This window comes from Nocardioides sp. (assembly GCF_047602075.1).
Taxonomy (GTDB): domain Bacteria; phylum Actinomycetota; class Actinomycetes; order Propionibacteriales; family Nocardioidaceae; genus Nocardioides.
The window spans coordinates 783,714-810,615 of sequence record NZ_JASGIF010000001.1 but is presented as its reverse complement, the minus strand read 5'-3'; the positions used below and the strand labels follow the sequence as shown (position 1 = coordinate 810,615).

32 protein-coding genes are annotated in these 26,902 nt (G+C 68.1%); 24 read left to right on the top strand and 8 right to left on the bottom strand.

What is annotated here, in order from left to right; translation table 11 throughout:
* Window positions 1-41: 41 nt before the first annotated feature.
* Genes tatC through QM714_RS04215 form a run of 4 tightly spaced genes read left to right on the top strand, consistent with a single transcriptional unit; the run spans window position 42 to window position 4,898 of the window.
* On the top strand, window positions 42-857 hold the full coding sequence (tatC, locus tag QM714_RS04230; RefSeq protein WP_415097899.1) for a twin-arginine translocase subunit TatC: 816 nt from the start codon (window positions 42-44) through the stop codon (window positions 855-857).
* Window positions 854-1,282, top strand: coding sequence for a hypothetical protein (locus QM714_RS04225; RefSeq protein WP_415097897.1), 429 nt, complete (start codon window positions 854-856; stop codon window positions 1,280-1,282). Before tatC ends, QM714_RS04225 begins: the two co-directional genes overlap by 4 nt.
* Entirely contained in the window at window positions 1,279-2,151 is an 873-nt protein-coding gene (locus QM714_RS04220) for a diacylglycerol/lipid kinase family protein (protein ID WP_415097895.1), read from the top strand. The genes QM714_RS04225 and QM714_RS04220 overlap by 4 nt, the downstream gene beginning before the upstream one ends.
* The gene (locus tag QM714_RS04215; RefSeq protein ID WP_415097893.1) at window positions 2,148-4,898 is read left to right on the top strand and encodes a DEAD/DEAH box helicase; all 2,751 of its coding nucleotides are present in this window, start codon (window positions 2,148-2,150) and stop codon (window positions 4,896-4,898) included. The genes QM714_RS04220 and QM714_RS04215 overlap by 4 nt, the downstream gene beginning before the upstream one ends.
* A 120-nt stretch (window positions 4,899-5,018) precedes the next feature.
* Here QM714_RS04215 and QM714_RS04210 read toward each other — a convergent pair whose 3' ends face one another.
* Complete coding sequence (locus tag QM714_RS04210; RefSeq protein ID WP_415097891.1) at window positions 5,019-5,957, bottom strand: 5'-3' exonuclease; 939 nt, start codon at window positions 5,955-5,957, stop codon at window positions 5,019-5,021.
* A 33-nt stretch (window positions 5,958-5,990) separates the two neighbouring features.
* Between QM714_RS04210 and QM714_RS04205 the strand changes: the two genes are divergently transcribed.
* The gene (locus QM714_RS04205; RefSeq protein ID WP_415097889.1) at window positions 5,991-6,428 is read left to right on the top strand and encodes an Lrp/AsnC family transcriptional regulator; all 438 of its coding nucleotides are present in this window, start codon (window positions 5,991-5,993) and stop codon (window positions 6,426-6,428) included.
* An 18-nt stretch (window positions 6,429-6,446) separates the two neighbouring features.
* Here QM714_RS04205 and QM714_RS04200 read toward each other — a convergent pair whose 3' ends face one another.
* Entirely contained in the window at window positions 6,447-7,895 is a 1,449-nt protein-coding gene (locus QM714_RS04200) for a KamA family radical SAM protein (RefSeq protein WP_415097887.1), read from the bottom strand.
* Window positions 7,896-8,022: 127 nt separating this feature from the next.
* On the opposite strand from QM714_RS04200, the gene QM714_RS04195 reads away from it, so the two are divergent.
* Genes QM714_RS04195 through QM714_RS04165 form a run of 7 tightly spaced genes read left to right on the top strand, consistent with a single transcriptional unit; the run spans window position 8,023 to window position 14,579 of the window.
* Window positions 8,023-9,114, top strand: a complete 1,092-nt coding sequence (locus QM714_RS04195; protein ID WP_415097885.1) for an L-erythro-3,5-diaminohexanoate dehydrogenase — start codon at window positions 8,023-8,025, stop codon at window positions 9,112-9,114.
* The gene (locus QM714_RS04190; RefSeq protein WP_415097883.1) at window positions 9,114-10,703 is read left to right on the top strand and encodes a lysine 5,6-aminomutase subunit alpha; all 1,590 of its coding nucleotides are present in this window, start codon (window positions 9,114-9,116) and stop codon (window positions 10,701-10,703) included. The genes QM714_RS04195 and QM714_RS04190 overlap by 1 nt, the downstream gene beginning before the upstream one ends.
* A complete protein-coding gene (locus QM714_RS04185) occupies window positions 10,700-11,443 on the top strand; it encodes an OAM dimerization domain-containing protein (RefSeq protein ID WP_415097881.1) in 744 nt (247 codons plus the stop codon). Before QM714_RS04190 ends, QM714_RS04185 begins: the two co-directional genes overlap by 4 nt.
* Before the next feature lie 14 nt (window positions 11,444-11,457).
* The gene (locus QM714_RS04180; protein WP_415100965.1) at window positions 11,458-11,832 is read left to right on the top strand and encodes a hotdog domain-containing protein; all 375 of its coding nucleotides are present in this window, start codon (window positions 11,458-11,460) and stop codon (window positions 11,830-11,832) included.
* Window positions 11,833-11,857: 25 nt separating this feature from the next.
* Window positions 11,858-13,342, top strand: coding sequence for an apolipoprotein N-acyltransferase (lnt, locus tag QM714_RS04175; protein WP_415097879.1), 1,485 nt, complete (start codon window positions 11,858-11,860; stop codon window positions 13,340-13,342).
* Window positions 13,342-14,106: a polyprenol monophosphomannose synthase gene (locus tag QM714_RS04170; protein WP_415097877.1), complete on the top strand. Its 765-nt coding sequence runs from the start codon at window positions 13,342-13,344 to the stop codon at window positions 14,104-14,106. The genes lnt and QM714_RS04170 overlap by 1 nt, the downstream gene beginning before the upstream one ends.
* Window positions 14,103-14,579: an FxsA family protein gene (locus tag QM714_RS04165; RefSeq protein ID WP_415097875.1), complete on the top strand. Its 477-nt coding sequence runs from the start codon at window positions 14,103-14,105 to the stop codon at window positions 14,577-14,579. The genes QM714_RS04170 and QM714_RS04165 overlap by 4 nt, the downstream gene beginning before the upstream one ends.
* Here the strand turns inward: QM714_RS04165 and QM714_RS04160 are convergent.
* The 4 genes from QM714_RS04160 to QM714_RS04145 all read right to left on the bottom strand — a co-directional run bounded on the left by QM714_RS04160 (window position 14,576) and on the right by QM714_RS04145 (window position 18,659).
* Window positions 14,576-14,956: an RNA polymerase-binding protein RbpA gene (locus tag QM714_RS04160; protein ID WP_415097873.1), complete on the bottom strand. Its 381-nt coding sequence runs from the start codon at window positions 14,954-14,956 to the stop codon at window positions 14,576-14,578. The genes QM714_RS04165 and QM714_RS04160 overlap by 4 nt on opposite strands.
* A 124-nt stretch (window positions 14,957-15,080) precedes the next feature.
* On the bottom strand, window positions 15,081-16,484 hold the full coding sequence (locus QM714_RS04155) for an MFS transporter (protein WP_415097871.1): 1,404 nt from the start codon (window positions 16,482-16,484) through the stop codon (window positions 15,081-15,083).
* A 72-nt stretch (window positions 16,485-16,556) separates the two neighbouring features.
* Window positions 16,557-18,083: a helix-turn-helix domain-containing protein gene (locus tag QM714_RS04150; protein ID WP_415097869.1), complete on the bottom strand. Its 1,527-nt coding sequence runs from the start codon at window positions 18,081-18,083 to the stop codon at window positions 16,557-16,559.
* A gap of 51 nt (window positions 18,084-18,134) precedes the next feature.
* On the bottom strand, window positions 18,135-18,659 hold the full coding sequence (locus QM714_RS04145) for a CAP domain-containing protein (protein WP_415097867.1): 525 nt from the start codon (window positions 18,657-18,659) through the stop codon (window positions 18,135-18,137).
* A 53-nt stretch (window positions 18,660-18,712) separates the two neighbouring features.
* Here QM714_RS04145 and QM714_RS04140 point away from each other — a divergent pair, with 53 nt between their 5' ends.
* The 5 genes from QM714_RS04140 to QM714_RS04120 are packed head-to-tail and all read left to right on the top strand — an operon-like array spanning window position 18,713 to window position 22,813.
* Window positions 18,713-19,147, top strand: a complete 435-nt coding sequence (locus tag QM714_RS04140) for a fluoride efflux transporter FluC (protein WP_415097865.1) — start codon at window positions 18,713-18,715, stop codon at window positions 19,145-19,147.
* Complete coding sequence (gene crcB, locus QM714_RS04135; protein ID WP_415097863.1) at window positions 19,144-19,512, top strand: fluoride efflux transporter CrcB; 369 nt, start codon at window positions 19,144-19,146, stop codon at window positions 19,510-19,512. The genes QM714_RS04140 and crcB overlap by 4 nt, the downstream gene beginning before the upstream one ends.
* Before the next feature lie 10 nt (window positions 19,513-19,522).
* Complete coding sequence (locus QM714_RS04130) at window positions 19,523-19,981, top strand: helix-turn-helix transcriptional regulator (RefSeq protein ID WP_415097861.1); 459 nt, start codon at window positions 19,523-19,525, stop codon at window positions 19,979-19,981.
* A gap of 5 nt (window positions 19,982-19,986) precedes the next feature.
* Window positions 19,987-20,397: a VOC family protein gene (locus tag QM714_RS04125; RefSeq protein ID WP_415097859.1), complete on the top strand. Its 411-nt coding sequence runs from the start codon at window positions 19,987-19,989 to the stop codon at window positions 20,395-20,397.
* 55 nt (window positions 20,398-20,452) lie between these two features.
* Entirely contained in the window at window positions 20,453-22,813 is a 2,361-nt protein-coding gene (locus tag QM714_RS04120) for an ATP-binding cassette domain-containing protein (RefSeq protein ID WP_415097857.1), read from the top strand.
* A gap of 12 nt (window positions 22,814-22,825) precedes the next feature.
* Here QM714_RS04120 and QM714_RS04115 read toward each other — a convergent pair whose 3' ends face one another.
* Entirely contained in the window at window positions 22,826-23,386 is a 561-nt protein-coding gene (locus QM714_RS04115; RefSeq protein ID WP_415097855.1) for a TOPRIM nucleotidyl transferase/hydrolase domain-containing protein, read from the bottom strand.
* A 41-nt stretch (window positions 23,387-23,427) separates the two neighbouring features.
* Here QM714_RS04115 and QM714_RS04110 point away from each other — a divergent pair, with 41 nt between their 5' ends.
* Together QM714_RS04110 and QM714_RS04105 are read left to right on the top strand one after the other, a co-directional pair.
* The gene (locus tag QM714_RS04110; protein WP_415097853.1) at window positions 23,428-23,637 is read left to right on the top strand and encodes a type II toxin-antitoxin system VapB family antitoxin; all 210 of its coding nucleotides are present in this window, start codon (window positions 23,428-23,430) and stop codon (window positions 23,635-23,637) included.
* Window positions 23,634-24,038, top strand: a complete 405-nt coding sequence (locus QM714_RS04105) for a PIN domain nuclease (RefSeq protein WP_415097851.1) — start codon at window positions 23,634-23,636, stop codon at window positions 24,036-24,038. The genes QM714_RS04110 and QM714_RS04105 overlap by 4 nt, the downstream gene beginning before the upstream one ends.
* Window positions 24,039-24,154: 116 nt before the next feature.
* Here QM714_RS04105 and QM714_RS04100 read toward each other — a convergent pair whose 3' ends face one another.
* A complete protein-coding gene (locus QM714_RS04100) occupies window positions 24,155-24,568 on the bottom strand; it encodes a VOC family protein (protein WP_415097849.1) in 414 nt (137 codons plus the stop codon).
* A gap of 135 nt (window positions 24,569-24,703) precedes the next feature.
* Between QM714_RS04100 and QM714_RS04095 the strand changes: the two genes are divergently transcribed.
* The 5 genes from QM714_RS04095 to QM714_RS04075 all read left to right on the top strand — a co-directional run bounded on the left by QM714_RS04095 (window position 24,704) and on the right by QM714_RS04075 (window position 26,849).
* The gene (locus tag QM714_RS04095; RefSeq protein WP_415097847.1) at window positions 24,704-24,850 is read left to right on the top strand and encodes a hypothetical protein; all 147 of its coding nucleotides are present in this window, start codon (window positions 24,704-24,706) and stop codon (window positions 24,848-24,850) included.
* Between the two features lie 168 nt (window positions 24,851-25,018).
* Window positions 25,019-25,663, top strand: a complete 645-nt coding sequence (locus QM714_RS04090) for a GrpB family protein (RefSeq protein ID WP_415097845.1) — start codon at window positions 25,019-25,021, stop codon at window positions 25,661-25,663.
* Window positions 25,664-25,677: 14 nt separating this feature from the next.
* Window positions 25,678-25,962, top strand: a complete 285-nt coding sequence (locus QM714_RS04085; protein ID WP_415097843.1) for a type II toxin-antitoxin system Phd/YefM family antitoxin — start codon at window positions 25,678-25,680, stop codon at window positions 25,960-25,962.
* A 47-nt stretch (window positions 25,963-26,009) separates the two neighbouring features.
* The gene (locus QM714_RS04080; RefSeq protein WP_415097841.1) at window positions 26,010-26,231 is read left to right on the top strand and encodes a type II toxin-antitoxin system RelE family toxin; all 222 of its coding nucleotides are present in this window, start codon (window positions 26,010-26,012) and stop codon (window positions 26,229-26,231) included.
* 129 nt (window positions 26,232-26,360) lie between these two features.
* Complete coding sequence (locus QM714_RS04075; RefSeq protein WP_415097839.1) at window positions 26,361-26,849, top strand: 2'-5' RNA ligase family protein; 489 nt, start codon at window positions 26,361-26,363, stop codon at window positions 26,847-26,849.
* Window positions 26,850-26,902: the final 53 nt, after the last annotated feature.

The window sequence follows — 26,902 nt, the reverse complement described above, 5'->3', positions numbered from 1 at the left end:
GCCTGATCTTTCTGGGCACCGTCTGATTGGGGCTCACCGTCATGTCGTTCTCCGGTGTGGTCCAGCTCTTCGCGGGCAAGCCGGTCCACCCGGTCGGGCCCGACGGCAAGATGGCGCTGTCGGACCATCTGCGCGAGTTGCGCGGACGGATCATGAAGTGCGCGCTGGTGCTCACCGTCGCCTTCATCATCGGCCTGGTCTTCTACGACCAGATCTTCGGCTTCATCATGGGGCCCTACAAGCACGCCCAGCAGCAGCTGCCCGGCGGGACCAACTCGGTCGCCACGGTCAACGGTCCCGGCGGCCCGTTCCTGCTCTACTTCAAGATCGCCGGACTCGCCGCGGTGGTCGGCACCAGCCCCTACTGGCTCTACCAGATCTGGGCCTTCATCCTGCCGGGCTTGCACCCCCACGAGCGTCGCTGGTCGCGGGTCTTCGCGGCCATCGCAGGTCCACTGTTCATCGTCGGTGTCATCATTGGCTACGTCACCTTGCCGAAGGGCCTCGAGGTGCTGATCGGGTTCACCCCTGACAGCCTCACCAACCTGGTCGAGTTCAGCGAGTATCTCTCCTTCCTGACCCGCACCCTGCTCGTCTTCGGGATCGCCTTCGAGATCCCGGTGTTCATCGTTCTGCTCAATCTCGCTGGAGTCGTCACCGCGAAGAAGCTCGCCGAGCATCGCGCCTGGATCATCATCGTCGTGTTCGTCTTCGCTGCGATCGCGACACCGTCGACCGACCCGTTCACCATGTGCTTCTTGGCCTTCCCGATGGTCGGGTTGTTCCTGGTGTCCGAGGTGATCGCCCGGTTCAACGACCGTCGGCGCAGGCGGGCACGCGAAGCGGCCGGCCTGTGACCGGACCGGCTCCGCTGGGCCCGGTCGACCCGTTCGACCTGCCGGAGTGGCTGGGCGAGCAGGCCGTCACCTGGCACCCGGAGGCAGGCATCACCGGCAGGCCGCTGGTCGCCGGAAGACTCGTCTCGGCGCAGGGGGAGGAGCAGCCCTGCGACCTGCTCGCCGTCGACGAGGCCTACCCCGGTCCGGTCGCGGACGATGCGGCACGCACGCTCGCCCACCAGGCGTGGCAGCACGGCCAGGTCCATCTCGCTGACCGTCGCGGGCGACTCACCCTGGCTGTTCCGGGCCGCGAGTTCACTGCCGATGCGGTGCTTGCCGCGCTGGCCCGGCTAGCGCTCGCGTTGGGCTCATCGCCGGCTCGGATGTCGGCGCTGCTCACCGTCGGACGCGACGGCAGCTCAGCGGCTAGTCTCGCCCCGTGACTCGCGAGATCGCGCTGCTGACCAACCCGACCGCCGGCCGAGGCCGCGCGGTCCGGGTGCGCGACGCGGCGCTGCCCCGGCTGCGCGCCGCTGGCTTCGTGGTGCGCAGCATCACCGGTCGCGATGCCGACGAGGCTCTGGACCTCGCTCGGGAGTGTGTCGCCGACGGCGTCGAAGCGCTGGTCGTGTGCGGTGGAGACGGCATCGTGCACCTCGGCGTCCAAGCGGTGACCGGCACCGCCACCCGCTTAGGTCTGTTGCCAGGCGGCTCTGGCAACGACGTGGCGCGCTACCTCGGCTTGCCGGTCGACCGGCCTTTGGTTGCCGCGGATCGGATCATTGCGGGACGCACCCGCACGCTGGACCTAGGTCGGAGCGGGACCCGCTATTTCGTGACCGTGCTGGCCGCTGGATTCGACGCCGTGGTGAACGAGCGGGCCAACAAGATGTCGTGGCCGCGAGGCCAGATGCGCTACAACATCGCGACCGTCGCCGAGCTGCGGACCTTCAAGCCGCTGTCCTACACGTTGGAGCTCGACGGGCAGCAGCGCGAGTTGGAGGCAATGCTGGTCGCGGTCGGCAACGGGCCGTCCTTCGGAGGCGGCCTGCGGATCGCCGAGGGCGCCCTGCTCGATGATGGTCTCTTGGATGTGGTGATCTTCAAGCCGGTGGGCCGGCTGGAGCTGGTCCGCACCTATCCGAAGCTGTTCAAGGGCACCCACACCCGTCACCCGCAGTACGAACACCACCGCGTGCGCTCGGTCACGATCGCAGCCCCGGGCGTGGTGTCCTATGCCGACGGCGAGCGCTTCGGCGAGCTGCCGCTCACCGTGGAGTGCGCTCCGGGAGCTCTGACGGTCCTCGGATGACCGACCACGCACATTCCGTCCTCGGCGAGTTCGCCGAGCGCTACCCGTTCCCGCTCGACCCGTTCCAGGTCGAGGCATGCCGCGCGATCGAGGATGGCCGTGGCGTCCTGGTGGCCGCACCGACCGGCTCGGGCAAGACCGTGGTCGGCGAGTTCGCCGTACACGTCGCCTTGAGCACCGGGCGCAAGTGCTTCTACACCACCCCGATCAAGGCGCTGTCCAACCAGAAGTACGCCGACCTGGTCGCCGCCTACGGTCCGGACCAGGTCGGCCTGTTGACCGGCGACAACACCGTCAACGGCGAGGCCCCGGTGGTCGTGATGACGACCGAAGTGCTGCGCAACATGCTCTACGCCGGCTCCCGGACGCTGCTCGGTCTCGGCTATGTCGTGATGGACGAGGTGCACTATCTGGCCGATCGGATGCGCGGAGCCGTCTGGGAGGAGGTGATCATCCACCTCCCCGAGTCGGTGACCTTGGTCTCGCTGTCCGCGACGGTCTCCAACGCGGAGGAGTTCGGCGCCTGGCTCGAGACCGTGCGCGGGGACACCACGACCATCGTGGAGGAGCGCCGGCCGGTCCCGTTGTTCCAGCAGGTGATGGTCGGCCGCAGGCTGATGGACTTGTTCGCCTCCTCCGACGTCGACGCTGCGGCCGGCTTCGTGCGGGAGGGTGCGCCGGTCAACGACCAGCTCCTCCGGGTGGCTCGCGATGACTGGGCCAGCAGCCGGCTGATGCGCGATCGCAGGTCGGCTCGCAAGGGCCGACCGGGCTCGTCGAAGAACCCACGCAGCATCGGCAACGGGCGTCGCGTGTGGATCCCGAGCCGGACCGACGTGATCGATCGGCTCGATCGCGCCGGGCTGCTGCCTGCGATCGTGTTCATCTTCAGTCGGGCCGGGTGTGACGCCGCGGTGCGCCAGTGCTTGCAGGCGAACATCCGGCTGACGACCGCCGACGAGCGGGACACCATCTTCGCCTACGTAGAGGACGAGTGCCGTCACCTACCCGACGCGGACCTCAACGCCCTGGGCTACGCCGACTTCCTCGACGGGCTGACTCGTGGCGTGGCGGCCCACCACGCGGGCCTGCTGCCCACGTTCAAGCAGGTGGTGGAGGGCCTGTTCGTGCAGGGCCTGGTCAAGGTCGTCTTCGCCACCGAGACGCTCGCCCTCGGCATCAACATGCCGGCCCGCACCGTCGTGCTGGAGAAGTTGACGAAGTTCAACGGTGAGACACACGCCGACATCACACCGGGGGAGTACACCCAGCTCACCGGCCGGGCCGGCCGACGCGGCCTCGACGTCGAGGGGCATGCGGTCGTGCTGTGGCAGCCGGGCATGGATCCGCGGGAGCTGGCCGGGTTGGCGTCCACCCGGACCTATCCGTTGCGGTCGTCCTTCCGGCCGTCGTACAACATGGCGGTCAACCTGGTGCACCAGTTCGGCCGGCGCCGCTCCCGCGAGCTGCTCGAGACCTCCTTCGCGCAGTTCCAGGCCGACCGAGCCGTGGTCGGCCTGGCCCGCCAGGTGCACCAGGCGGAGGAGGCGCTTGCCGGCTACGCCGAGGCGGCGCAGTGCGAGCGCGGCGACTTCACGGAGTACGCCGCGCTCCGGCGGCAGATCTCCGAGGCGGAGAAGGGCGCCGCGAAGGCACGCCGAGCCGACCGCAGGGCGGAGGCGCGGGAGTCGTTGGCTGCCCTGCGTCGAGGTGACGTGATCATGGTCCCGGTCGGCAAGTTCCGCGGCTGGGCCGTCGTCTTGGACCCGGGCTCGGAGGGCGAGGAGCCGCGTCCGCAGGTGCTCACGGCTCAGCGCCAGGCGCGGCGGCTGGCACCGATGGACTTTCCGACCCCGGTCGCCGCGGTGGCACGGCTGCGGATCCCGAAGCATTTCAACGCCCGCAGCCCCCAGTCACGACGAGACCTCGCCTCGGCCTTGCGCGAGCGCACCCGGCACCTCGACGACGCGCCGACGACACGGTCTGCTCGCCGAGATCAGCCGGCCGACGCGGCGACCGCGGCGCGAGTGGCTGATCTGCGTGCCGAGCTGAAGGCGCATCCCTGCCACCACTGCCCCGACCGCGAGGATCATGCACGGTGGGCGGAGCGGTGGATCAAGCTGCAGCGCGACACGGGCACCTTGCAGCGTCGGATCGAGCAGCGGACCAACACGGTCGCTCGCACCTTCGACCGCGTCTGCGACGTGCTCACCGTGCTCGGCTATCTGGACGGCGATGTGGTCACCGACCGCGGGCGACCGCTGATGCGGCTGTACGGCGAGCTCGACCTACTCGCCGCGGAGGCGCTGCGACGGGGCCAATGGGAGGACCTGGACGCGGCCGAGCTCGCAGCGGTGTTGTCGGCGTTGGTGTTCGAGTCGCGCCGCAGCGAAGACACCACCCCGCGGATCCCGGGCGGTCAGATCGGGGACCGGCTCACCGCGCTGAGGCGGGAGTGGCGCGAGCTGGCGGACCTCGAGCGCGACCACCGGCTCGACTTCCTCTCCGAGCCCGACCCGGGGTTCGCCTGGGCGGCCTGGCGGTGGGCGTCCGGGGACGACCTGGACAGGGTGCTGGACGGCGCCGACCTGGCCCCTGGAGACTTCGTGCGCTGGGTCAAGCAGGTGATCGACCTGGCCGGCCAGGTGGCCGATGCTGCGGGCGACAGTCCCGTGCGCCACGTCGCGCGGGAGGCCGTGCGGGCGATGCGTCGCGGGGTTGTGGCCTACTCCTCGCTGAACGACTGACTCATCAAGTGAACCTTCGGCAGCGAGGAGTAGGCCACCGTCCCCCACGTCTCGATGAGCGAACGCTAGGGCGCTGCGGCAGGGCGCGGCAAGGGCTCTGGTCGGGTAGTTCGCGCTGGGTCAGGCAAGTTCTGTCAGGGCAGTGAGCAACCGCACCACGGGCCCCTCGAGCCCCCATCGCTCCGTGACCTCGCGAGCCAGCTCCGGATCGGGTGGCGCGAGTGGCAGCCGTGCGTCGTAGTCGCCGAGGTCCAGGTCACGAGCGACCGCGACCACCTGTGGTGCCACGTCGAGGTAGGCGGCTGCCGTCTCGATCTTGGCGCGCAGTCCGGGCGTCATCTCGGCCTCCGGGTCGGTTGCCGCGGCGCGGATCCCGGCCAGGTCGTCGAACTTGCGGAGCAGGGAGGCGGCCGTCTTCTCACCGATCCCGGCAACTCCGGGCAACCCGTCCGAGCTGTCACCACGCAGGGTCGCCAGATCGGCGTACTGGCGGGCGTGCACGCCGTACTTCTCGCGCACCACGGCGTCGGTGATCTGCTCGTGGCGGCTGACGCCCCGGGCGATGTAGAGCACGCGCACGGCCAGATCGTCGTCGACAAGCTGGAAGAGATCCCGATCGCCGGTCACCACATCCACCGGCATCCCGGCTCCGGTGGCCACGGTGCCGATCACGTCGTCGGCCTCGTAGCCGTCCGCGCCGACGATGGTGATGCCGAGCGCGGTCAGCATCTCCACGATGACGGGGATCTGGACCTCCAGCGGATCCGGCACCTCTTCCACGTCGGGCGCGGCGCCGGGCACGACGTATTCGACGCGGTGGGCCTTGTACGACGGGATCAGCTCGACCCGCCAGGCGGGACGCCAGTCGTTGTCCCAGGCACAGATCAAGTGGGTCGGCCGATAGTCAGAGACCATCCGGGCGATGAAGTCGAGGAGCCCGCGGACGGCATTGACCGGCGTGCCGTCGGGAGCACGGAAGCTGTCGGGGACACCGTAGAAGGCCCGGAAGTACATCGAGGCGGTGTCGAGCACCATCAGACGGGGGGACGGAGACTCCATCCCGGCATCCTCGCACTCCACTAGGGTGTGGGCGTGGAAGAGACCGATCGGCAGATCGTCAGCCTGCTTGCTGCCGACGGCCGGATGTCGTTCACCGACCTGGGCCGGGCCACCGGGTTGTCGACGTCCGCCGTGCACCAGCGGGTCAAGCGCCTGGAGCAGCGCGGCCTGATCAACGGCTATACCGCCCGGATCAACCACGAGCAGCTCGGCCGGCCGCTGACCGCGTTCGTCTCGATCACGCCGATCGACCCCTCCGAACCCGACGACTACCCGGACCGCCTCCGCGGGATCACCGAGATCGAGTCCTGCTGGTCGGTGGCGGGCGAGGAGTCCTACATCCTCAAGGTCCGAGTGCCGACTCCGGCCGCGTTGGAGGACCTGCTCGCTCGGATTCGCGCCAACGCCAACGTGTCGACCCGGACCACGATCGTGCTGTCCACACCGTTCGAGAACCGGCCGTTGGACTGACCCGAGCCAGCCGCGGGCTCAGTGTGCCTGGAGCGCGGCGGTGCGTCGGGAGGCCTCGGCGACCTCGGCAGCCTTGAGGGCGCTCTCGTCGATGCGGCCGTGCTCGGACCACCACGCCTGGCCGGCTTCGGGCAGGGTGTGGATCGGGTCGTAGTACTCGTAGCTGCGGGTGAGCGCACCCTCGTCCTCGGCCTCGATCGAGGTGCGGTAGTTCTTGGTCCAGTAGGAGATCCCGCGCTCGGTGTCGTAGGACTCGAGCTGGTGCACCCAGCGCTTCCCCACGAACGGGACGTCGCAGACGATGCGCGGGGTGGCGAAGCCGGGCAGGTAGCCCATCATCTGGTGCTGCAGGCGCTGCGCCTCGCCCACCGAGACCCGCCAGTGCTCGGAGTAGGGGATCATGTCGCACATGTAGAAGTAGTAGGGCATGATCCCCGCGCCGTCGAGCAGCGCGAAGCACAGGTCGAGCAGGTCGTGCGCGTCCGCGTTGACGCCGTTCATCAGCACGCCCTGGTTGCGGACGTCGCGGATGCCGGTGTCGAGCATCGCGCGGGTGGCCTTCGCCACCAGCGGGGTCACCGAGTTGGCGTGGTTGACGTGGGTGTGGATCGCGATCGATGCGCCGCGCTCTCGCGCGATGTCGGCAACTCGGCCCATGCCGTCCACCACGTCGGCTTGCAGCCAGTGCTGCGGCAGCGCCATCAGGGCCTTGGTCGCCAGCCGGATGTCGCGGATGTTCTCGATCTCCAGCAGATCGGTGAGGAACGCCTCGAGGCGCGGCCAGGGCATGTTCGCCACGTCGCCGCCGGAGACTACGACGTCGCGGACCTGGGGGGTCTCGCGCAGGTAGTCCAGCATCGCGCCGAGTCGGTCGACCGGCTTGCCGACGAACTTGAGCTTGTCGATGGTCGGGGTGGAGTTGCCGACCAGGTCCATCCGGGTGCAGTGGCCGCAGTACTGCGGGCAGGTCGGCAGCAGCTCGGCCAGCACCTTGGTCGGGTAGCGGTGGGTCAGCCCCTCGGCCACCCACATGTCGTGCTCGTGCAGCGAGTCGCGGGTTGCCTGCGGGTGCGAGGGCCAGTCCGTGCGCCGGTCGGAGAAGACGGGGATCATGTAGCGGCGCACCGGGTCGGCGTAGAACGCCTCGGTGAGCGAGCCCGGCCCGGCCGGCGTGACGTCCGGGGCCATCGTGTTCATCATCTGCGGCGGGACCAGCATCGACATGGTGGCCCGCTCCGCCTGGTCGCGCTCCAGGTCGGCGTAGAACCGCTCGTCGACGAGGTCGCCCATCAGCTCGCGGAGCTGCTTGACGTTCTTGATGCAGTGGGAGCGCTGCCACTGCACCGACTCCCAGTCGGCAGAGGTGACCTCCCGCCAACCCGGGAACCGGGTCCAGTCGGGCTCGACGAGCTCGGTCCGGGCGTAGGCGTAGGGCTGTAGACGGTCGGTGTTCGACATGACGGTCATGGCTGCTCCAGCTCGATTGTGTGAGATAGGCCGCACGTGGGAAAGTAGGCGGAGAACGTCCGGCCAGTCTATTACAACGCCGTAGAATTTGCGGCATCGAGCCGCCTAGATGGAGAACGTATCGGCCATGTCCGCAAGTGTGAGCGATCCCACAGGTCTGCACCGAGTCCTGGACGACCGAGTCGTGCTGCCTCAGGCGGCGGCCCGGCTCGATGCCCGTCGCGAGCTGTGGCCCGACGAGGTCCGCGTCCGAGTCGAGAAGCTGAACCTCGACGCGGCGTCGTACCGCCAGCTCGAGGGCAAGCACGCCGCGCCCGGCGGGACCGTCGACGGTGACGCCGTGCGCGCCGAGGTCCTCGACATCGTGGCGACGCGCGGCAAGATGCAGAACCCGGTCACCGGGTCCGGCGGGATGCTGGTCGGCACTGTCGAGGCCGTCGGCGAAGAGTCGCCGCTGGGCTTACAGGTGGGAGATCGGGTCGCCACCCTGGTGTCGCTCTCGTTGACCCCGCTGGTGATCGAGGACGGCCTGCGCGATTGGGATGGCCTGGCCGAGCAGGTGCCCTGCGACGGCTACGCCGTGCTTTTCGGCCGATCGATCGCGGCGGTCATCCCCGAAGACCTCGACCCGGATCTCTCCCTGTCGGTGATGGATGTCTGCGGGGCGCCCGCGCTGACCGCTCGGGTGGTCGGGGAGTACGCCGCCCGCGGCGGCGAGGTGACCGCCGCCGTGGTGGGCGGCGCCGGCAAGTCGGGTTCGCTGAGCCTGGCCGCCGCCCGGGCCGCGGGAGCGACGCGCACCATCGGAGTCGTGCCGCACGAGCGTGAGGCGGCTCTCTTGCGCGAGGCGGGCATCGCCGACGAGGTCGTGCTGGCCGATGCGCGCGACCCGATCGCGCTGCGAGACGCCGTCGTCGCTGCCGGCGGACCCGCCCAGGTGACCGTGGTCTGCGTCGACGTGCCGGGCTGCGAGGGCGGCGCCATCTTGGCGACCGCCGAGCGCGGCACCGTGATCTTCTTCTCGATGGCCACCTCCTTCTCGGCCGCCGCTCTGGGCGCGGAGGGGCTTGCCGCCGACGTGACCATGCTGGTCGGGAACGGCTATGCGCCGGGCCACGCGGCGTACGCCTTGGATCTGCTCCGCTCGGTTCCTGGTGTGCGTAGCCTGTTCGAGCGTCGGCTGGCTTCCCATCAGGGCCCGGCAGGAGGTGCCAACTGATGGCGAAGAGTCGCGGCAAGCTCGATCTCGACCCGAAGACCGTCAAGCAGGCACGTCAGCTGGCCCGCAAGGTCGGCAAGCCGATCGTCCGGCTGGCGCAGCAGCACACCACTGTCTCCGTGGAGCGGGCGACCCTGCGCCTCGCGGGTCTGTCGGGTGCCGACGACGAGGGCACCCCCTGGGTGAACCGCCTCGTCGACGCGGTCCGGGCCGATGTCGGTCTGGAGGGTGGCGTCGCGGTGCCGGTGTGGGATGCCCTGCGCAGGACCGAGGCGACGGATCTTCACCAACTCGCTGCCCGCGCAGCTGCCGGTGAGGTCCGCTTCGAGATTCCGGAGGGACAAGCGGGCAAGCGGGCCAGGAGTGAGTCGCGCAAGGCGGTGCACGCCGGCATCCGCCGCATCGACAGCCGGCGCCGGGAGCGGCAGCGGCTGATCCACCGTCTCGGCGACGCGCCCCGTCAGCCCTGGATCTACCTCATCGTCGCCACCGGCGACATCTACGAGGACATCCCGCAGGCTCAGGCGGCCGCTCGGGCGGGGGCGGACATCATCGCGGTGATCCGCTCGACCGGGCAGTCGCTGCTCGACTTCGTGCCCGAGGGCGCGACTCGGGAGGGCTTCGCCGGGACCTACGCGACCCAAGAGAACTTCCGCCTGATGCGGGCGGCTCTGGACGAGACGAGCAAGGAGCTGGGCCGCTACGTGCGGCTCACCAACTACGCCTCCGGGCTGTGCATGCCCGAGATCGCGGCGCTGGCTGGCCTCGAGCGGCTGGACATGATGCTGAACGACTCGATGTACGGCATCCTCTTCCGCGACATCAACCCGATCCGCACCTTCGTGGACCAGCGGTTCAGCCGTCAGGTCCATGCCCGGGCCGGCATCATCATCAACACCGGCGAGGACAACTACCTGACCACTGCCGACGCGGTCGAGGCCGCTCACACGGTCACCACCAGCCAGTTGCTCAACGAGTACTTCGGCAAGGAAGCCGGCCTGGAGGACTGGCAGCTAGGCCTGGGACATGCGTTCGAGATCAACCCCGACCGACCGGAGTCCTTCCGCCTCGAGCTCGCCCACGCCCTGTTGGCCCGCGAGCTCTTCCCCGACGCTCCACTGAAGTGGATGCCGCCCACCCGGCACATGACCGGCGACGTCTTCCGCGGCTACCTGCTCGACGGGTTCTTCAACCTGGTCGGGGCGCTCACCGGACAGGGCATCCTCCTGGTCGGGATGATGACCGAGGCGGTCGTCACGCCGTGGCTGTCCGACCGAGACCTGGCCCTCCAGAACGTCCGCTACGTGATGAACGCAGCCGGCAACCTGCACGAGGACTTCCAGCCCGCGAAGGACGGCTTCATCGAGCGTCGCGCTCGCGAGGTGCTGGCCGAGACCATCGAGCTGCTCGGCGACATCGCCCAGGACACCGACGACGCCGGCGACCCGCCGCTGCTGGCCGCCATCGCGGACGGCACCTTCGGACTGATGAAGCGGCCGCCCCACGGCGGGCGTGGCCTGGATGGTGTGGCTCGCAAGGCCGAGCACTACTACAACCCCGCGAGCGAGATCTTGGAGGGGGACCGATGAGCGAGGAGACCTCGAGCGGCGTCGTACGCCCCTATGGCGACACCACGGGCGACGGGATGGTGCAGCTGTCCTTCACCCTGCCGGTGCCGCACTCGAAGCGTGCAGAGGGCGCGGCCCTCCAACTAGCCAACAAGATGGGCATCGACCCGGCGCTGGTGGTGCACAGCAAGCCGATGGGGGAGGGGTTCAGCTTCTTCGTCGTCTACGGACGGGTCAACCACCTTGTCGAGCTGTCGAAGGTCGAGGTGGTCGAGCGGGACTATCCTCTGCTCACACCCAAGGAGGCCAATGCCCAGATCAAGGCCGCGCTGCGACGCCGGTTGGTGGTCGTCGGCGCGTGCATCGGCACCGACGCACACACGGTCGGGATCGACGCCATCTTGAACATCAAGGGCTTCGCGGGTGAGAAGGGGCTGGAGTACTACCGGGAGGTGAAGGTGGTGAACCTCGGCGCACAGGTCTCGGTGCCCACCCTGGTCGAGCGGGCACGGCAGGAGAAGGCCGACGCCGTGCTGGTCTCCCAGGTGGTGACCCAACGAGACGCCCACCTGCTGAACACCCGGGAGATGTCGGCGGCCTTCCGGGAGTCCTACCCGGAGGGCAAGCGGCCGCTGCTGGTGGTCGGCGGTCCCCGTTTCGACGAGACGATGGCCACCGAGCTCGGGGTGGACCGGGTGTTCACCCGTGGCACCACCCCGGCCGAAGTGGCCAGCTATCTCGTGCATCGGGTGGCGTCGTGACGGCGACGGTCGGGATGCGCGTCGTGCACCGCCGCTACGTGCCCTACTCACACGCCCACTACGCCGGCAACTTGGTCGACGGCGCCTACTCGCTGGGCCTGTTCGGCGATGTGGCCACCGAGATGTGCATCCTCACCGACGGCGACGAGGGTTTGTTCGCGTCCTACTCCGACGTGCAGTTCCGCGAGCCGGTCCGGGCCGGGGACGTGCTGGAGACCGTCGCCGAGCTGGTCAAGGTCGGCACCCGGTCCCGGGTGATGGAGTTCGCCGTGCGCGTCGTCGCGCGTGGCTGCGCCACCGAGGAGCGACCCGGCGCCGCCGAGCTGCTCGCCGAGCCACTCGTGGCAACGACCGCGACCGGCACCGTGGTCGTGCCTCCCTCGTCCTGAGGGCGCGCCAGGTACCTTGGGCGCCGTGATCCGCCGCGCCCTGGCCGCCTTCGTCTTCGGGGTGGTTGGCGCGCAGACGTTCGGTGGAGGTCTGGCCTTCCTTCTGCTCCCGCTCGCCGTGGCCGGGTTCGTGTGGTGCGTGCGAGGTCTGTCGCCGCGATCGGCGTGGATCCCGGGGTGGGCGTTCGGCATCGGCTTCCAGTTCGCGCTGCTGTGGTGGATGCGGGCGGTCGGCTGGGACGCCTGGGCTGCGCTGGCGGGAGTCGAGTCGCTCTTCTATGCCGTGCTCGGGTCCGCTACCGCCGTGCTGGTCCGGTTGAGGGGGTGGCCGGTCTGGGTCGCGCTGGCCTGGCTGGCGATGGATGCCTGGCGCTCCAGCTGGCCGTTCAGCGGAATGCCCTGGGGCCGACTGGGCTGGGCGGTGATCGACACCCCGCTCGCCCCGGCCACCGCCTACGTCGGTGTCAACGGCGTGACACTGCTAGCCGCCTTGCTGGGCACCACCCTCGCCTGGTGTGTCCTGCGCGGACCGCGTCGGGTCTTGTCCTCCACCGTGTGGTTGGCGGTCGTCGCTGCCGCCTCCTGCCTGCCTGCGCTGGTGCCCTACGCCGCTGCGGCGGACGGCGAGGCCCGGGTTGCCGTCGTCCAGGGGAACGTGCCGGGCGACGGCACCGACATCCTGCTCGACTACCGCCAGGTGACCCGCAACCACCGTGACGCCACCGTCAAGCTCGCCGAGGACGTGCGCGCAGGCAAGACCAAGGCCCCCGACTTCGTGGTCTGGCCGGAGAACTCGACGGCCGTGGACCCCTTCAACGACGCCGAGACGCACGCCGACATCGTGGCCGCCTCGGACGCGATCGGCGTGCCGATTCTGGTCGGCGCCATGGTCGACGCCCCCGACCCGGCCGACGTGCTCAACCAGGGACTGGTGTGGGAGCCCGGCGTGGGCGCCATCGACCGCTACACCAAACGACACCCCGTCCCGTTCGGGGAGTACATCCCCTGGCGCGGCACCGTCTTCGGGACGTTCGGCAAGCTGCGGCTGATCTCTCGAGACATGCTCAGCGGCGACCGTCGCGACCCGCTCACCATCGCAGGGGTCAAGGTCGCGGACTCGATCTGCTTCGACATCGGCTATGACGACGGCATCCGCGACCAGGTGCTGGCCGGCGCGCAGATGATGACCGTGCAGACGAGCAACGCGATGTTCATCTACACCCACCAGATCGACCAACAGTTCGCGATGACACGGTTGCGCGCCATCGAGTCGCATCGGGCGGTCTCCGTTGCCGCGACCAACGGCCTGACCGGTCTGATCGGGCCCGACGGCCAGGTGCTGGACGTCGCGACCCCGCGCACGACGACGGTCCTGGAGCAGGAGCTCCCGCTCGGGGCGACCATCACCCCCGGGATCAGGTACGGCATGTGGATCGGCCGGGCAGCGCAGCTGCTGACGCTGCTCGCGCTCGCCGTTGGGCTGGTCACGTATCGTCGAGGGGAATGCTGATGAGCGCCGACCTCGGACGGGTCGTGATGGTCGTGCCTACCTACAACGAGGCCGACAACCTGGCCTGGATCGTCGGACGGCTGCGCGTCGCCCGGCCGGAGGTCGACGTGCTGGTCGTCGACGACAGCTCTCCGGATGGCACGGGCGTGATCGCCGATCAGCTCGCCGGGGAGGACCCTCAGGTGTCCGTCGTGCATCGCTCGGAGAAGGGCGGCTTGGGGGCTGCCTACCGGCATGGCTTCGAGGTGGCCATGGAGCGGGGCTACGACGTCATCGGCGAGATGGACGCCGACGGCTCCCACCAGCCCGAGCAGCTCGGCCGGATGCTCGACGCGCTGCGTGAGGCAGACCTCGTCATCGGTGCGCGCTGGGTCCCCGGTGGCTCGGTGGTGAACTGGCCGAAGTCACGCGAACTGCTCTCCCGAGGAGGCAACCTCTACGTCCGGATCCTGCTCGGTTTGAAGGTGCGCGACGCCACTGCCGGCTTCAGGCTCTTCCGACGCAGCGCCTTGACGGCGATCGACCTGGCCAGCGTGGAGTCCACCGGATATGTGTTCCAGACCGACCTGGCCTATCGCGTGGTGATGGCCGGGCTCAGGGTGGTCGAGGTCCCGATCGAGTTCGTCGAGCGCGAGCGTGGTGACTCCAAGATGACCCCGGAGGTGGCCACCGAGTCTCTGCGCCGGATCACCGTGTGGGGGATCCAGGAACGAGGCCGGCAGGCGGCCGACCTGGTCGGACGCTGGAAGGGGAGGTGGCGATGAGTCGCGGTCGACGCTACGCCGTCTGGGCGCTGGTGACGGCGTTCGTGGTGGTCCCGCTCGTGGAGATCAGCGCGCTGATCCTCGTGGGCAGGCTGATCGGTCCGTGGTGGACGATCCTGTTGCTGATCGCCGACAGCATCCTGGGTGGATGGCTGATCCGTCGCGAGGGGTCACGGGCCTGGGCAGCGCTGAGCGACGCTCTGGCGACGGGTGCGATGCCCGCCAAGGAGCTGGCCGACGGTGCCCTGATCCTGGTCGGCGGCACCCTCATGCTTGTGCCGGGGTTCGTCTCCGACCTGTTCGGCGCGCTGATGATCCTGCCGATCACCCGGCCAATCGCTCGCCGCGCGCTCACGGCGATCGTGACCCGGAGACTGCTGATGGCCGGGGTGACCGGCGTTGCCAATGACGCGCGACGCCCCGGACCCGGGCCGCAGGGACCCGTCGTCCGGGGCGAGGTCGTCGACGACTAGCTGACGCGCTTCTTGGCGTTGGCCCGGTGCAGGTGCGCGGGGCCGATCTCGCCGCCCCGCAGCAACTCGAGCCGCTCGGCCAAGATGTCCTCGAGCTCCTTGACCGACCGGCGCTCCAGAAGCATGTCCCAGTGTGTCCGGGCCGGCTTCTCCGCCTTCCGCTCGGGCCGAGCGCCCGAGGTGTTGAGTGCTTCCGCGCCGCAGCGCGCGCACTCCCAGACCGGAGGCACTTCGGCCTCCTCCGACATCGTGATCGCGAATTCGTGGCCGTTCGGGCAGGCGTAGTCCACCTGTTGCCGGGCCGCAAACTCGATCCCGCGCTCGTCCTCGAAACTCTGGCCACCTAGCCTCGCGCCACGCAGCGTGCGCTCCGCCATGAGTACCTCCCGTTGCTGATCCCCACCTGTCATGGGTGAGACGGGCGGGTAAAGAAAACGTGACGCGGTTTACGCGCCTGTCTTTACCAACGGTAGCGAACCGGCCAAGATTCCGTCGAAACGGTCAGACGACCTGCGGGACCCTGTTGCCTGCCTCACGGATGCCCTCGCGGGGGTCGAGCCGGATCAGGAAGAAGGCGCCGAGCACGAAGAAGATGATCAACGCGAAGATCGCGGGGCGGTAGGACCCGCTCAACTGGAAGACCAGAGCGAAGACGAGCGTGCCGAACCAGCTGGTGCCGCGCTCGGCAGCGTTGTAGAGCGCGAAGAACTCGCCCTCCTTGCCCTTCGGGATGAGCAGGCTGAAGAAGGACCGGGAGAGCGCCTGGGTGCCGCCGAGGACCACCCCGATCGCGACACCCGTGGCGAGGAACAGCGGGAGGTTCTCGCGGGGGAGCACCATGGCCCAGGTGACGATGCCCATCCAGACGAACGTCCCCCACAGGATCGAGCGATAGGAGCCGTACCGGGCTGCGAGGCGGCCGAAGAAGAGGGCGCCGCCGAAGGCCACGAACTGGATCATCAAGATGGCCGCGATGAGGACCGACTCGTCGAACCCGAGCTGCTTTTGGCCATAGATGGATGCGGCATAGATCACGGTCTGGATGCCGTCGTTGTAGAAGAGGTAGGCGAGCAGGAAGGTCATCGTCATCGGGAACTGCGGCAGTTGCTTCAACGTGGTGATCAACTGCCCGAAGCTGCGTTGGAACAGACCGCCCTCCTCGGGGACCACGTTGCGAGGGGCATAGTTGCGGAGGCGCACGAAGGGGATGATCGTGAAGGCCGCCCACCACGCGGCGGCGGACAGCAACGAGAGCCGGACTGCCATCTCCTTGTCGATGCCGAAGGTGTCGTGCATCTGGACCATGACCAGGTTGATGACCAGCAGCAGGCCGCCGCCGAGGTAGCCCCAGGCCCACCCTCGAGACGAGACGGCGTCGCGCTGATCCTCGGTGGAGATGTCGACGAGGATCGCGTAGTAGCTCACCAGGGAGCAGCCGGCGAGGATGCTGCTGAAGAACATCGAGATGACGCCGATCTGCCAGTGATCACCGCGCATGAAGAACATCAGCGACGCTGACGCTGCACCCAGCCACGCGTAGGTCGCCATATGAACCTTCTTGCGAGGCGATCGGTCGGCAAAGGCGCCGACGATCGGCAGCACCAAGGCGCTCACGACGGTCGCGACCGAGGTCAGGTAGAGCGACATCGAACCGGCCGCGATGGGGATGCCGAGGACGGCCACGGTCTTGTCGCACACGTCGGTCGTGTCAGAGCAACCAGCGGCGCGGCCGGCGACGGTGGCCAGGTAGGGCCCGAACAAGACGGACAGGGTGGTGGTGTAGAACGCCGAGTTGGCCCAGTCGTACCAGTTCCAGGCCTTCTGCTGGCGCTCCATGCTCTCGAGGACCGGCGTCAGGTCCGCGATGCCTCCGTCGCCCGCACTGCCGCGATCGTCTGCGCTCATCTGCCCATCCCCTCACCGGCCCGCCCCTCACCTACCTGCACGGGCGCGGTGCTGAGTATGCCGGGACGAGGCTCAGATGTCGCGGAACGGCTCGATGTTGGCGCCGAGTTGGTTGAGGCGCTCCGCGAGGTCCTCATAACCGCGATGGATGACGTAGGTCGAGCGGAGCACCGAGGTGCCCTTGGAGGCGAGCATCGCCAACAAGATGACCACCGCGGGCCGGAGGGCGGGTGGGCAGACGATCTCGGCGCCGGACCAATGCGTCGGGCCCTCGATCATCACCCGATGCGGGTCGAGCAGCTTGACGTTGCCACCGAGCTTGTTGAGCTCGACGAGGTAGATGGCCCGGTTCTCGTAGACCCAGTCGTGCAGGAGGGTCTGTCCCTCGGCGACGGCGGCGATCACCGCGAAGAAGGGCAGGTTGTCGATGTTGAGACCGGGGAACGGCATCGGGTGGATCTTGTCCAGCGGCGCATGCAGAGTGGACGGCTTCGTGGTGAGGTCCACGAGGCGGGTGTGGCCGTTGTTGGCGACGTACTCGGTGGAGCGGGTGTAGCAGAAGCCCATCTCCTCGAGCAGCGCGAGCTCGATCTCCAAGAACTCGATCGGCACCCGCTGGATGGTGATCTCCGAGGAGGTCACGATCGCCGCGGCAAGCAGGGACATCGCCTCGATCGGGTCCTCGCTGGGCGCATAGTCCACGTCGACGTCGATCTCGGCCACGCCGGTGACCTCGAGGGTGGTGGTGCCGATGCCCTCGACACCCACGCCGAGCCGACGCAGGAAGAAGCAGAGGTCCTGGACCATGTAGTTCGACGAGGCGTTGCGGATGATCGTGGTGCCGGGGTGCAGCGCTGCCGCCATCAGAGCGTTCTCGGTGACCGTGTCACCACGCTCGGTGAGGACGATCGGCCGACCAGGCTCGACGGCGCGGTTGACCTGGGCGTGGTAGGAGCCCTCGCTGGCCTTGACCTCGAGCCCGAACGGTCGCAGCGCGGCCATGTGCGGCTCCACGGTGCGGGTGCCGAGGTTGCAGCCGCCGGCGTAGGGCAGCTCGAAGATGTCGGCTCGATGCATGAGCGGGCCGAGGAACATGATGACCGAGCGAGTACGCCGCGCCGCGTCGACGTCGATCCGGTCCAGGTCCAGCTCACGCGGGGGGATGATCTCCAGGTCGTTGTCGGAGTTGAGCCAGCGAGTCTGCACGCCGAGGCTGCCGAGCACCTCCAGCAGGCGGTTGACCTCCTCGATCCGGGCCACCTTGCGCAGCGTCGTGCGGCCCCGGTTGAGCAGTGACGCGCACAGCAGCGCGACACCGGCGTTCTTGGAGGTCTTGACCTCGATGCTCCCCGACAGCCGGGTGGGGCCGGTCACCCGCAGGTGCACCGGGCCGGCGCCGACCGCCACGATCTCGGAGTCCAGGGCCGCGCCGATCCGGGCCAGCATCTCCAGGGAGAGGTTCTGGTGCCCCTTCTCGATCCGGTTGATCGCGCTCTGGCTGGTGGCCAGCAGCTCGGCAAGCTGATGCTGGGTGAGCCCACGATGCTTCCGGGCGTCGCGAATCAGGTTCCCGATCCGGTCCTTGTAGTCATCGGTCACCAGACCACGGTATCTCAAATATGAGATAGGGCGTAATGGCGGCGTTGGTGGTCAGCCGCCGAAGTCTTGAACCCAGTACTTCGTGCCGTTGCTGGAGGTGACCAGGCCCAGGCCGATGCGGTGGAAGCTCTTGCGCAAGATGTTGGCGCGGTGCCCCTCGGAGTGCATCCAGGCCTTCATCACCGCGGCGGCCGTGGGGTAGCCGTAGGCGATGTTCTCGCCCACCGTGGAGAAGCCGGGGCAGAGCTCGAAGATCTTGGTCAGGTTGCGGTGCTCCAGCCGCCCGGTGCGGGCCATGTGGCGAGCCCACGGCTGCGCGACGTCGTTGGTCAGGCAGGCCGAGACCTTCAACGGCTTGCGGCCGTGTCGGGCACGCGCCTTGTTGACCTTGGTCAACACCTTCTTGAGCGGGCCGCGCAGGGCGACCTTGGCTGGCGGGGAGACCTTGGCGGAAGCAGCCGCCGGGGGAGCGAGGGGAGGGTCAGTGGTGGCGTGAGTGGGTGCCGGCGCCCCGAGAAGGGCCACCAGGGCCGCGGCCGAGACCACTGCCTGCACCGCGCGGTGGCGTGCGAACATGCGGTCCAGGGTAGAACGAGCACGCCGCCACCGCTACGGAATGGCAGGAGACCATGGCTGATCGCCAGCCAGCACGGATCGCGAAAGATCTCGACATCGTCGCGGTGATCGCACTAGGTGGCGCACTCGGCAGCCTCGGGCGCTGGGGGCTCGCCGAGGCGATCCCGCACACCCCGGGGGACTACGCCTGGGCGACGTTCGTGGTGAACATCGTGGGCGGGTTCGCCCTCGGCTTCTTCATGGCATCGACGGCTGAGGTGCTCGCCCGCACTCGTCTGCTCCGGCCGTTCGTCGGGGTGGGCATCATCGGCGGGTGGACCACCTTCTCGACGTACATGCTCGACGCCTTGCACCTGCTGCAGGCCGACCGGATGGCGATGGCAATCGTCGGCTATCTGGGCGGCACCCTGGTCGCCGGCTTGGCCGCGGTGTGGCTGGGATTGACGGCTGGCCGCCTGCTTCCGATCCGTGGGGGAGCGAGGCGATGACCGCGCTCCTGGTCGTCCTCGGAGCCATGGTCGGAGCACCGGCGCGGTATCTGATCGACCTCCACGTGCAGTCGCGGCACCGCAGCGTCTTCCCGTGGGGAACCTTCACGATCAACATCGCGGGGTCGTTCGTGCTGGGGGTAGTTGCCGCGGCAGTGTCCTCGAAAGGGGCGCCGGAGTGGCTCTACGTGCTGGTGGGCACGGGGTTGTGCGGCGCGATGACGACGTTCTCCACCTTCGGCTTCGAGACGGTCCGACTGGTCGAGGACGGCGAGTGGTCGGCGGCCATCGCCAACGCCGCAGGCAGCCTCGCGGTGGGTCTGGCTGCCGTTGCGTTCGGGTGGTGGCTGGTGGTCACGCTCTAGGATCTCGAAGATGAGCACCAGGTCGGCAGACGAGCAGCGGCTCCGCCAGCTCGTCGTGCTGCGACGGGTGCGCGACCGGATCGACCGGGAGTACGCCCAGCCGCTGGACGTGGAGGCGCTCGCCCGGGGTGCACACATGTCTGCCGGGCACCTGAGTCGTGAGTTCCGCAGCGCGTTCGGGGAATCGCCGTACAGCTATCTGATGACGCGCCGCATCGAGCGAGCGATGGCGCTGTTGCGTCGGGGAGACCTCAGCGTCACCGAGGTGTGTTTCGCCGTGGGCTGCTCGTCGCTCGGCACGTTCAGCACCCGGTTCACCGAGCTGGTGGGTGTGTCGCCGCGCGCCTACCGTGACCAGGTCGCAGCGGAGGAGCGGGCCGGTGGTGAGCCGCCGTCCTGCGTGGTGAAGTCGGCCGCGAGACCGGTCAGGAATCGAGAAGCACCGCCAGCCCTCTCCCACCTAGCGTGAAGCCTATGGACATCACCATTCACACCACGCCCCTTCCGCACACCGACCCCGAGGCCTCGCTCGCCTTCTGGCGGGACACCCTCGGCTTCGAGGTCCGCAGCGACGTCGGCCAGGGCGCCATGCGCTGGATCACCGTCGGCCCCGTCGGACAGCCCGAGACCTGCATCTTGTTGGCGCCGCCCCTGGCCGACCCGGGCGTCACCGACGACGAGCGTCGGGTCATCACCGAGATGATGGCCAAGGGAACCTACGGCTGGATCATGTTGGCGACCCACGACCTCGACGACGTCTTCGCGAAGGTCCAGGCCGCCGATGCGGAGGTCGTGCAGGAGCCGGTGGACCAGCCGTACGGCGTGCGGGACTGCGCGTTCCGCGACCCGGCGGGCAACATGGTCCGCATCCGGCAACTCACCTGAGCCGATGTGTCGACCGGGCTGGACCGAGGCCCGCACCGAGAGGACAAGAACGACGATGACCCAGGCCCATGCCGCGGACAGCCACGACCTGATTCGGGTCACCGGGGCGCGCGTCAACAATCTCAAGGACGTCAGCGTCGAGATCCCCAAGCGCAGATTGACGGCGTTCACGGGGGTCTCGGGGTCCGGCAAGAGCTCGCTGGTCTTCGACACGATCGCCGCCGAGTCACAACGGTTGATCAACGAGACCTACAGCGCCTTCGTGCAGGGCTTCATGCCGACCCTGGCGCGCCCCGAGGTCGACCTGCTCGACGGACTCACCACCGCGATCATCGTCGACCAGGAGCGGATGGGGGCCAATCCGCGCTCCACCGTCGGCACCGCGACCGACGCCAACGCGATGTTGCGGATCCTCTTCAGCCGGTTGGGTGACCCGCACATCGGCTCACCCAACGCCTACTCCTTCAACGTGCCCACGGTCCGGGCCGGAGGAGCGATCACCGTGGAGCGCGGGCCCGGCAAGACCAAGGCGGAGAAGGTGACCTTCAACCGCTTGGGCGGCATGTGCCCGCGCTGCGAGGGGATGGGCAAGGTCAACGACTTCGATCTGACTGCGATCTATGACGAGACGAAGTCGCTCAGCGAGGGTGCGCTCAAGGTCCCGGGCTACAGCATGGACGGCTGGTACGGCCGGATCTTCAGCGGTGCCGGTCTGCCGATGGACAAGCCGATCGGCAGGTTCACCAAGAAGCAGCTGCATCAGCTGCTCTACGGTGAGCCGACCAAGATCAAGGTGGAGGGCGTCAACCTCACCTATGAGGGCGTGCTCCCCAAGGTTCAGAAGTCGATGCTCTCCAAGGACATCGAGGCCCTCCAGCCTCACGTGCGTGCGTTCGTCGAGCGAGCGGTGACCTTCACGACCTGCCCAGACTGCGAGGGCACCCGGCTCACCGCCGAGGCGCTGTCCTCGAAGATCCGCGGCAAGAACATCGCCGATCTCTGCACGATGCAGATCAGCGACCTCGCCGAGTGGATCGCTGGGCTCGACGAGCCGTCCGTCGGCCCGCTGCTCACCGGACTGCGGCACCTGCTCGACTCCTTCGTGGAGGTCGGGCTCGGCTATCTCTCGTTGGATCGGCCCTCGGGGACCCTGTCGGGCGGCGAGGCGCAGCGCACCAAGATGATCCGGCATCTGGGCTCCTCACTGACCGACGTCACCTACGTCTTCGACGAGCCCACCATCGGGCTGCACCCGCACGACATCCAACGGATGAACACCCTGCTTCTGCAGCTCCGCGACAAGGGCAACACGGTCCTGGTCGTGGAGCACAAGCCCGAGGCCATCGCCATCGCCGACCACGTCGTCGATCTCGGTCCGGGCGCCGGCACCGGCGGCGGCAGCATCTGCTTCGAGGGCACCGTCGAGGGGCTCCGGGGGAGTGACACGATCACCGGTCGACACCTGGACGATCGGGCCATGCTGAAGGCCGAGGTTCGCGAGTCCACGGGTGCCTTGGAGGTCCGCGGCGCCGACACCCACAACCTGCGTGGTGTCGACGTCGACATCCCCCGGGGCGTGCTGGTGGTGCTGACCGGCGTGGCGGGCTCCGGCAAGAGCTCGCTGATCCAGGGCTCGGTCGTGGGACGTGATGGTGTGGTCGTGGTCGACCAGGGTGCGATCAAGGGGTCGCGACGCAGCAACCCGGCGACGTACACCGGTCTGCTCGACCCGATCCGGAAGGCCTTCGCGAAGGCGAACGGCGTCAAGCCGGCGCTGTTCAGCGCCAACTCCGAGGGTGCCTGTCCTGTCTGCAACGGCGCGGGGGTCGTGTTCACCGACCTGGGCATCATGGCCACGGTCGAGTCGACCTGCGAGGAGTGCGAGGGGCGGCGATTCCAGGCCGCAGTGCTCGACTACACCTTCGGCGGTCGCAACATCGCCGAGGTGCTCGAGATGCCGGTCGAGGAGGCTCGGGACTTGTTCGCCGACGGCGAGGCCAAGACGCCGGCAGCGCACAAGATCCTGGATCGGCTCGCCGACGTGGGGCTGGGCTACCTCACCCTGGGACAGCCGCTGACCACGCTGTCTGGCGGTGAGCGGCAACGGCTCAAGTTGGCGGCACAGATGGGGGAGAAGGGCGAGGTCTACGTCCTCGACGAGCCGACCACGGGCCTGCACCTCGCCGACGTCGAGCAGCTGCTCGGACTGCTGGATCGACTGGTGGACTCCGGGAAGTCGGTCATCGTCATCGAGCACCACCAGGCCGTGATGGCGCACGCCGACTGGATCATCGATCTCGGTCCTGGTGCCGGCCACGACGGCGGCCGGGTCGTCTTCGAAGGTGTTCCGGCCGACCTGGTCGCTGGTCGATCGACTCTGACGGGTCAGCACCTGGCGGAGTACGTCGGCGGCTGAGCTTGGCTTAGGTCAAACGCGCGCGAGAAGCTGCTCCAGCGGCTCCGGCACCCGGTCGAGATCGAGTGCGCCGACCAGCAACGCGGCGTAGCGTGTCTTGCGTCCGGATCGCACGCCGAGGAAGCGGCGCAGCACCGCCTCCCGCGGCCAGCCTCTCTGGGCAGGCATCTGGGCGAGAAGGCGCAGCGAGCGGGTCTCGCCTGCCGCCTCGATCACGGCCTCCACACCTTGGATACCTAGGGCGCGGATGAGCTCGTCCTCCAGATCCACGGTGCACTGGTAGAAGCCCAGCTGCGGCAGCGCCTCCGCTGTGAGGGCGTCGCTCATGCCTGCGGCGAGGAGTCCGCGTCGGACCTTCGCCTCGTCGGCGGCGTCGTACAACCCAGCAACGGTCAGTTGCAGGCCGAGGGGTCCGTATCGACGTGCGAACGTCCGGATGTTGGTCACCCCGCCCATGGCGACGATGCGGACGCCCTCGGCCACGAGGTCGCGGCCCCGCCGCGCCGCCAGGGTCTGCAGTGCGACACGATCGCTGTCGCCCTCGACAAGGACGACGGTGCGGGGCGTGACCATCTCACCATTGTCCAATACACCTCAGTGTGTATTGTGGTGTTATGACGCGGACGAACATCGACTTGGACGATGATCTGGTCGCTACGGTGATGAGTCGGTATCGCCTGGAGTCGAAGAAGAGTGCGGTCGACTTTGCGCTCCGACAGCTCGTGGTGGAGCCGATGACTCGCGAGCAGGTGCTCGGGATGCGGGGGAGTGGAGCTGAGCTCTCCAACGAGGAGATCGAGAGTGACTGGGCAGCCGAGGAATGATCGTTGACACCTCCGTGTGGATCGAGTTCCTGCGCCCGGGTCCTTCGCGAGCGGGCGACCGGCTGGCAACCATGATCGAAGCCGGTGACCGCATTGTCGTGACGGAGACGGTGATGCTGGAGCTGCTCAGCGGACCGACTGATGAAGCCGTCGCGGCCCAGCGCCAGCGAATGCTGGAGGCGTTCGAGATCGAGCCCCTCGCCCCGCTGGCCGACAGCCTGGGTGCGGCACGCCTGCAGCGCACCTGTCGCCGTGCGGGCGAGACGGTCCGCAACCTCGGTGACTGCCTGATCGCGGCGACCGCCCTCCGGTTGAACTTGCCCGTGCTGCATCGTGACCGAGACTTCGAGGTGCTCGCGCGCCACTCTGCCCTGCGCACCGTGGCGCTCTTCGAGGGTTGACGCCGAACTGGGTCGAGTCAGTGAGGACGCAGTGGCGGCAGCCAGCGCTGGTCGACGGCCGCGACGGGGCCGCGGAATGCCCAGATCGCCCCCTGTACTTGAGTGGCTGGGCTGGCCTACTGGACGAGCAGGCAGAAGGGATGTCCGGCCAGGTCGGCGAGAACATAGAGCGGTTCTCCCTCGTCCTCCGAGCGGTCGTACAACAATCGAGCTCCCAGAGTCTCAGCGCGTTCGCGATGCCTCTCTAGCTCCTCCGGCGAAGACACCTTGAAGTCCATGTGCATCTGGATCGGGACTTGTTCCGACGGCCAGGTCGGACGCACGGTTTCCTTCTTCTCCTGCACGGTCACCACGCGGTCGCCATTGTCGTTGAGCAAGACCAACCAGTCGGCATCATCAAGGCCGCCGTCGGTCGGCGGCTCATCGCCATCCCGGTAGTGCAGCCCGAGCAACTCCCGGTAGAACTCGGCCAAGCCTCGACAGTCCTGCGCGTCGATTGCGGTGTGAAGCAAGACGGGGTAACCGGACACGGAATCTCCCCTTCATCGCGAGAGCGTCCACCGTATCGCCGACGACGGGCTCACGCGGCAAGAGCAGGGGACCAAGGTGCCCAGCGCTGTGAGCCTGATGGCGCATAGCGTGGTGGTCGCGACGTTAGGGGCTCCATGATTCTCCCGAAGGTCCGGGCGTGGACCCGTGGCGAGATCACGATGACGGAGTCCCGCTTGCTGGTGGCCATGCCATGGCGGCAGCACGGGACAAGCAAGGAGCGGTGCGGCATGCGGCGTACGCCGCTGGGCAAGCTGCCGTAGTGGCCCATGTCAGACCGCTGGCCGGCTCGAGTGTCAGTGGCAGCGAGACCAGCTCCCCGAGCCGATCCGAGAGCTCGTGCTGGACGACCAGGGGCTGCGCAACGACATCTGCTGGCCGGTCTTCGAGTGCTGAGCAGGCCGGGTACGAATGGCCATAGGGTCGTCAGCGTGCACACCCATCCACTGTGGAGGCCCTACGAGACACCCTCGATGGAGGAGATCAACGCCGCCCGGCTCGAGGTGGGTGCCCCGGCATCGGTGCCGGTCGAGGTCGTTGCCCCGGATCCTGACTGGCCGAAGTGGTATGAGAGCGTGAGCGACAGGATCCGAGGTGCCCTGGGGGAGCGGGCCCTGGCGATCGAGCACGTCGGTTCGACGGCCGTCCTAGGGTTGTGGGCGAAACCACTGATCGATGTCGACCTGACCGTCGCCGACTCGGCCGACGAGGACGCGTGGCTCCCGGACCTCGTTGCCGCCGGATTTGTGCTTCGCGTGCGCGAGCCCGAATGGGAAGAGCACCGACTGGTCCGTGGCACCGACCCCGACAGCAACGTGCACATCTTCTCCCTGGGCGCACAAGAGTCTCAGCGGGTCCGGATGTTTCGCGATTGGCTGCGCACCCACCCCGAGGACCGCGACGCCTGCTCTACAACAACGCGAAGGCATGGTTCATCTACGACCTCTACGAGAAGATCTTCGCGGCCGATTCCGAGCATGAGCACGATCCACACCCACGCGAGGACGAGCGTCGGAGACCGGCGGAGTGAGCGCCGTCCTATCTGCGCAACTCCTTGTCTCTGCTGCACGTTCTAGTCATACTTGTGACCATGAGTGAGGTTCTGTCGCTGGCTGAGGCGAAGGCGCATCTGTCCGAACTCGTCAGTCGGGTCAGCGGCCAGCACGAACGAGTCACCGTGACCGTCCACGGCCATCCGTCCGCCGTCTTGTTGTCTCCAGACGATCTTGAAGCTCTCGAAGAGACCATCGCGATCCTGTCCGACGAGGCCGCCGTCCGACAACTGGCTGCTTCCGACGCCGAGTTGGCAGCAGGGCTGGGGGAGTCCGAGCTTGAACTCGCCGGGGCGATGCGCCGGCGTGGGCGGACTGTGTGACGCCGAGGCGCTTCGAACTCGTCATCTCGCCCACAGCGCGACGACAGTTGACTGAGAGTCTCCCGGAGTCAGTGGGGTTCGCGGCGTTTGAGTTCATCATCGGACCGCTGCTCGACAATCCGCACCGAGTCGGCAAGCGGCTTCACCCGCCGTTGGCGGACCGCTATAGCGCCCGACGCGGCACCTATCGCGTGATCTATCGGATCGATGACGAGCACCGTCGAGTGACCGTGGTCGGCGTCGTACACCGATCCGACGCCTACCGGTGATTCCTGGGGGAGCGGAGTTGAGGATCCGCTCAGTTGAGGATCCGCTCGATGCCGGGCGTCCGACCAAGCCCGCGTTGTCGGTCATAGGGTGCTCACGTGGTTACGCCGCGGCATGCTTTGGTCGTCCTCGTGGAGGAAGCTGAGCAGGTCGTGGCCGAGTTTCGGCATCAGCTCGACCCGGTCGCACACTTGGGGATGCCCGCACATGTGACGGTCCTCTTTCCCTTCGCACCTGCTGGGGGAATCAACGACGACGTCGTGGATCGACTCCGCAGCTTGTTTGGGACCGTACCCGCGTTCGAGAACAGCTTCGTGCGCACGGAGTGGTTCGGCGAAGAAGTGCTCTGGCTCGCCTCCGAGGCCGATGAGACTCTGAGGTCCTTGACGAGCTTGGTTGCGGAGGCCTTCCCGGAGTCCCCGCCCTACGGCGGAGAGTTCGATGATGTGGTGCCGCACCTGACAGTCGCCGACCACGGTCCCGTCAATGCGATGCGCGCCGCCGAGCGGTCGCTTCGATCTCACTTGCCGATCAACGCGTTCACGTCTGTCGTCACGCTCATGGCGGAGCAGCCATCGGGTCGGTGGGAAGCCGCAGGCTCGTTTGTCTTGGGTGGCTGAAGAGTTTCCGCAGTGGCGATTGCGTCGCGAGTCGAAGGGCTTCGAATAGTCCT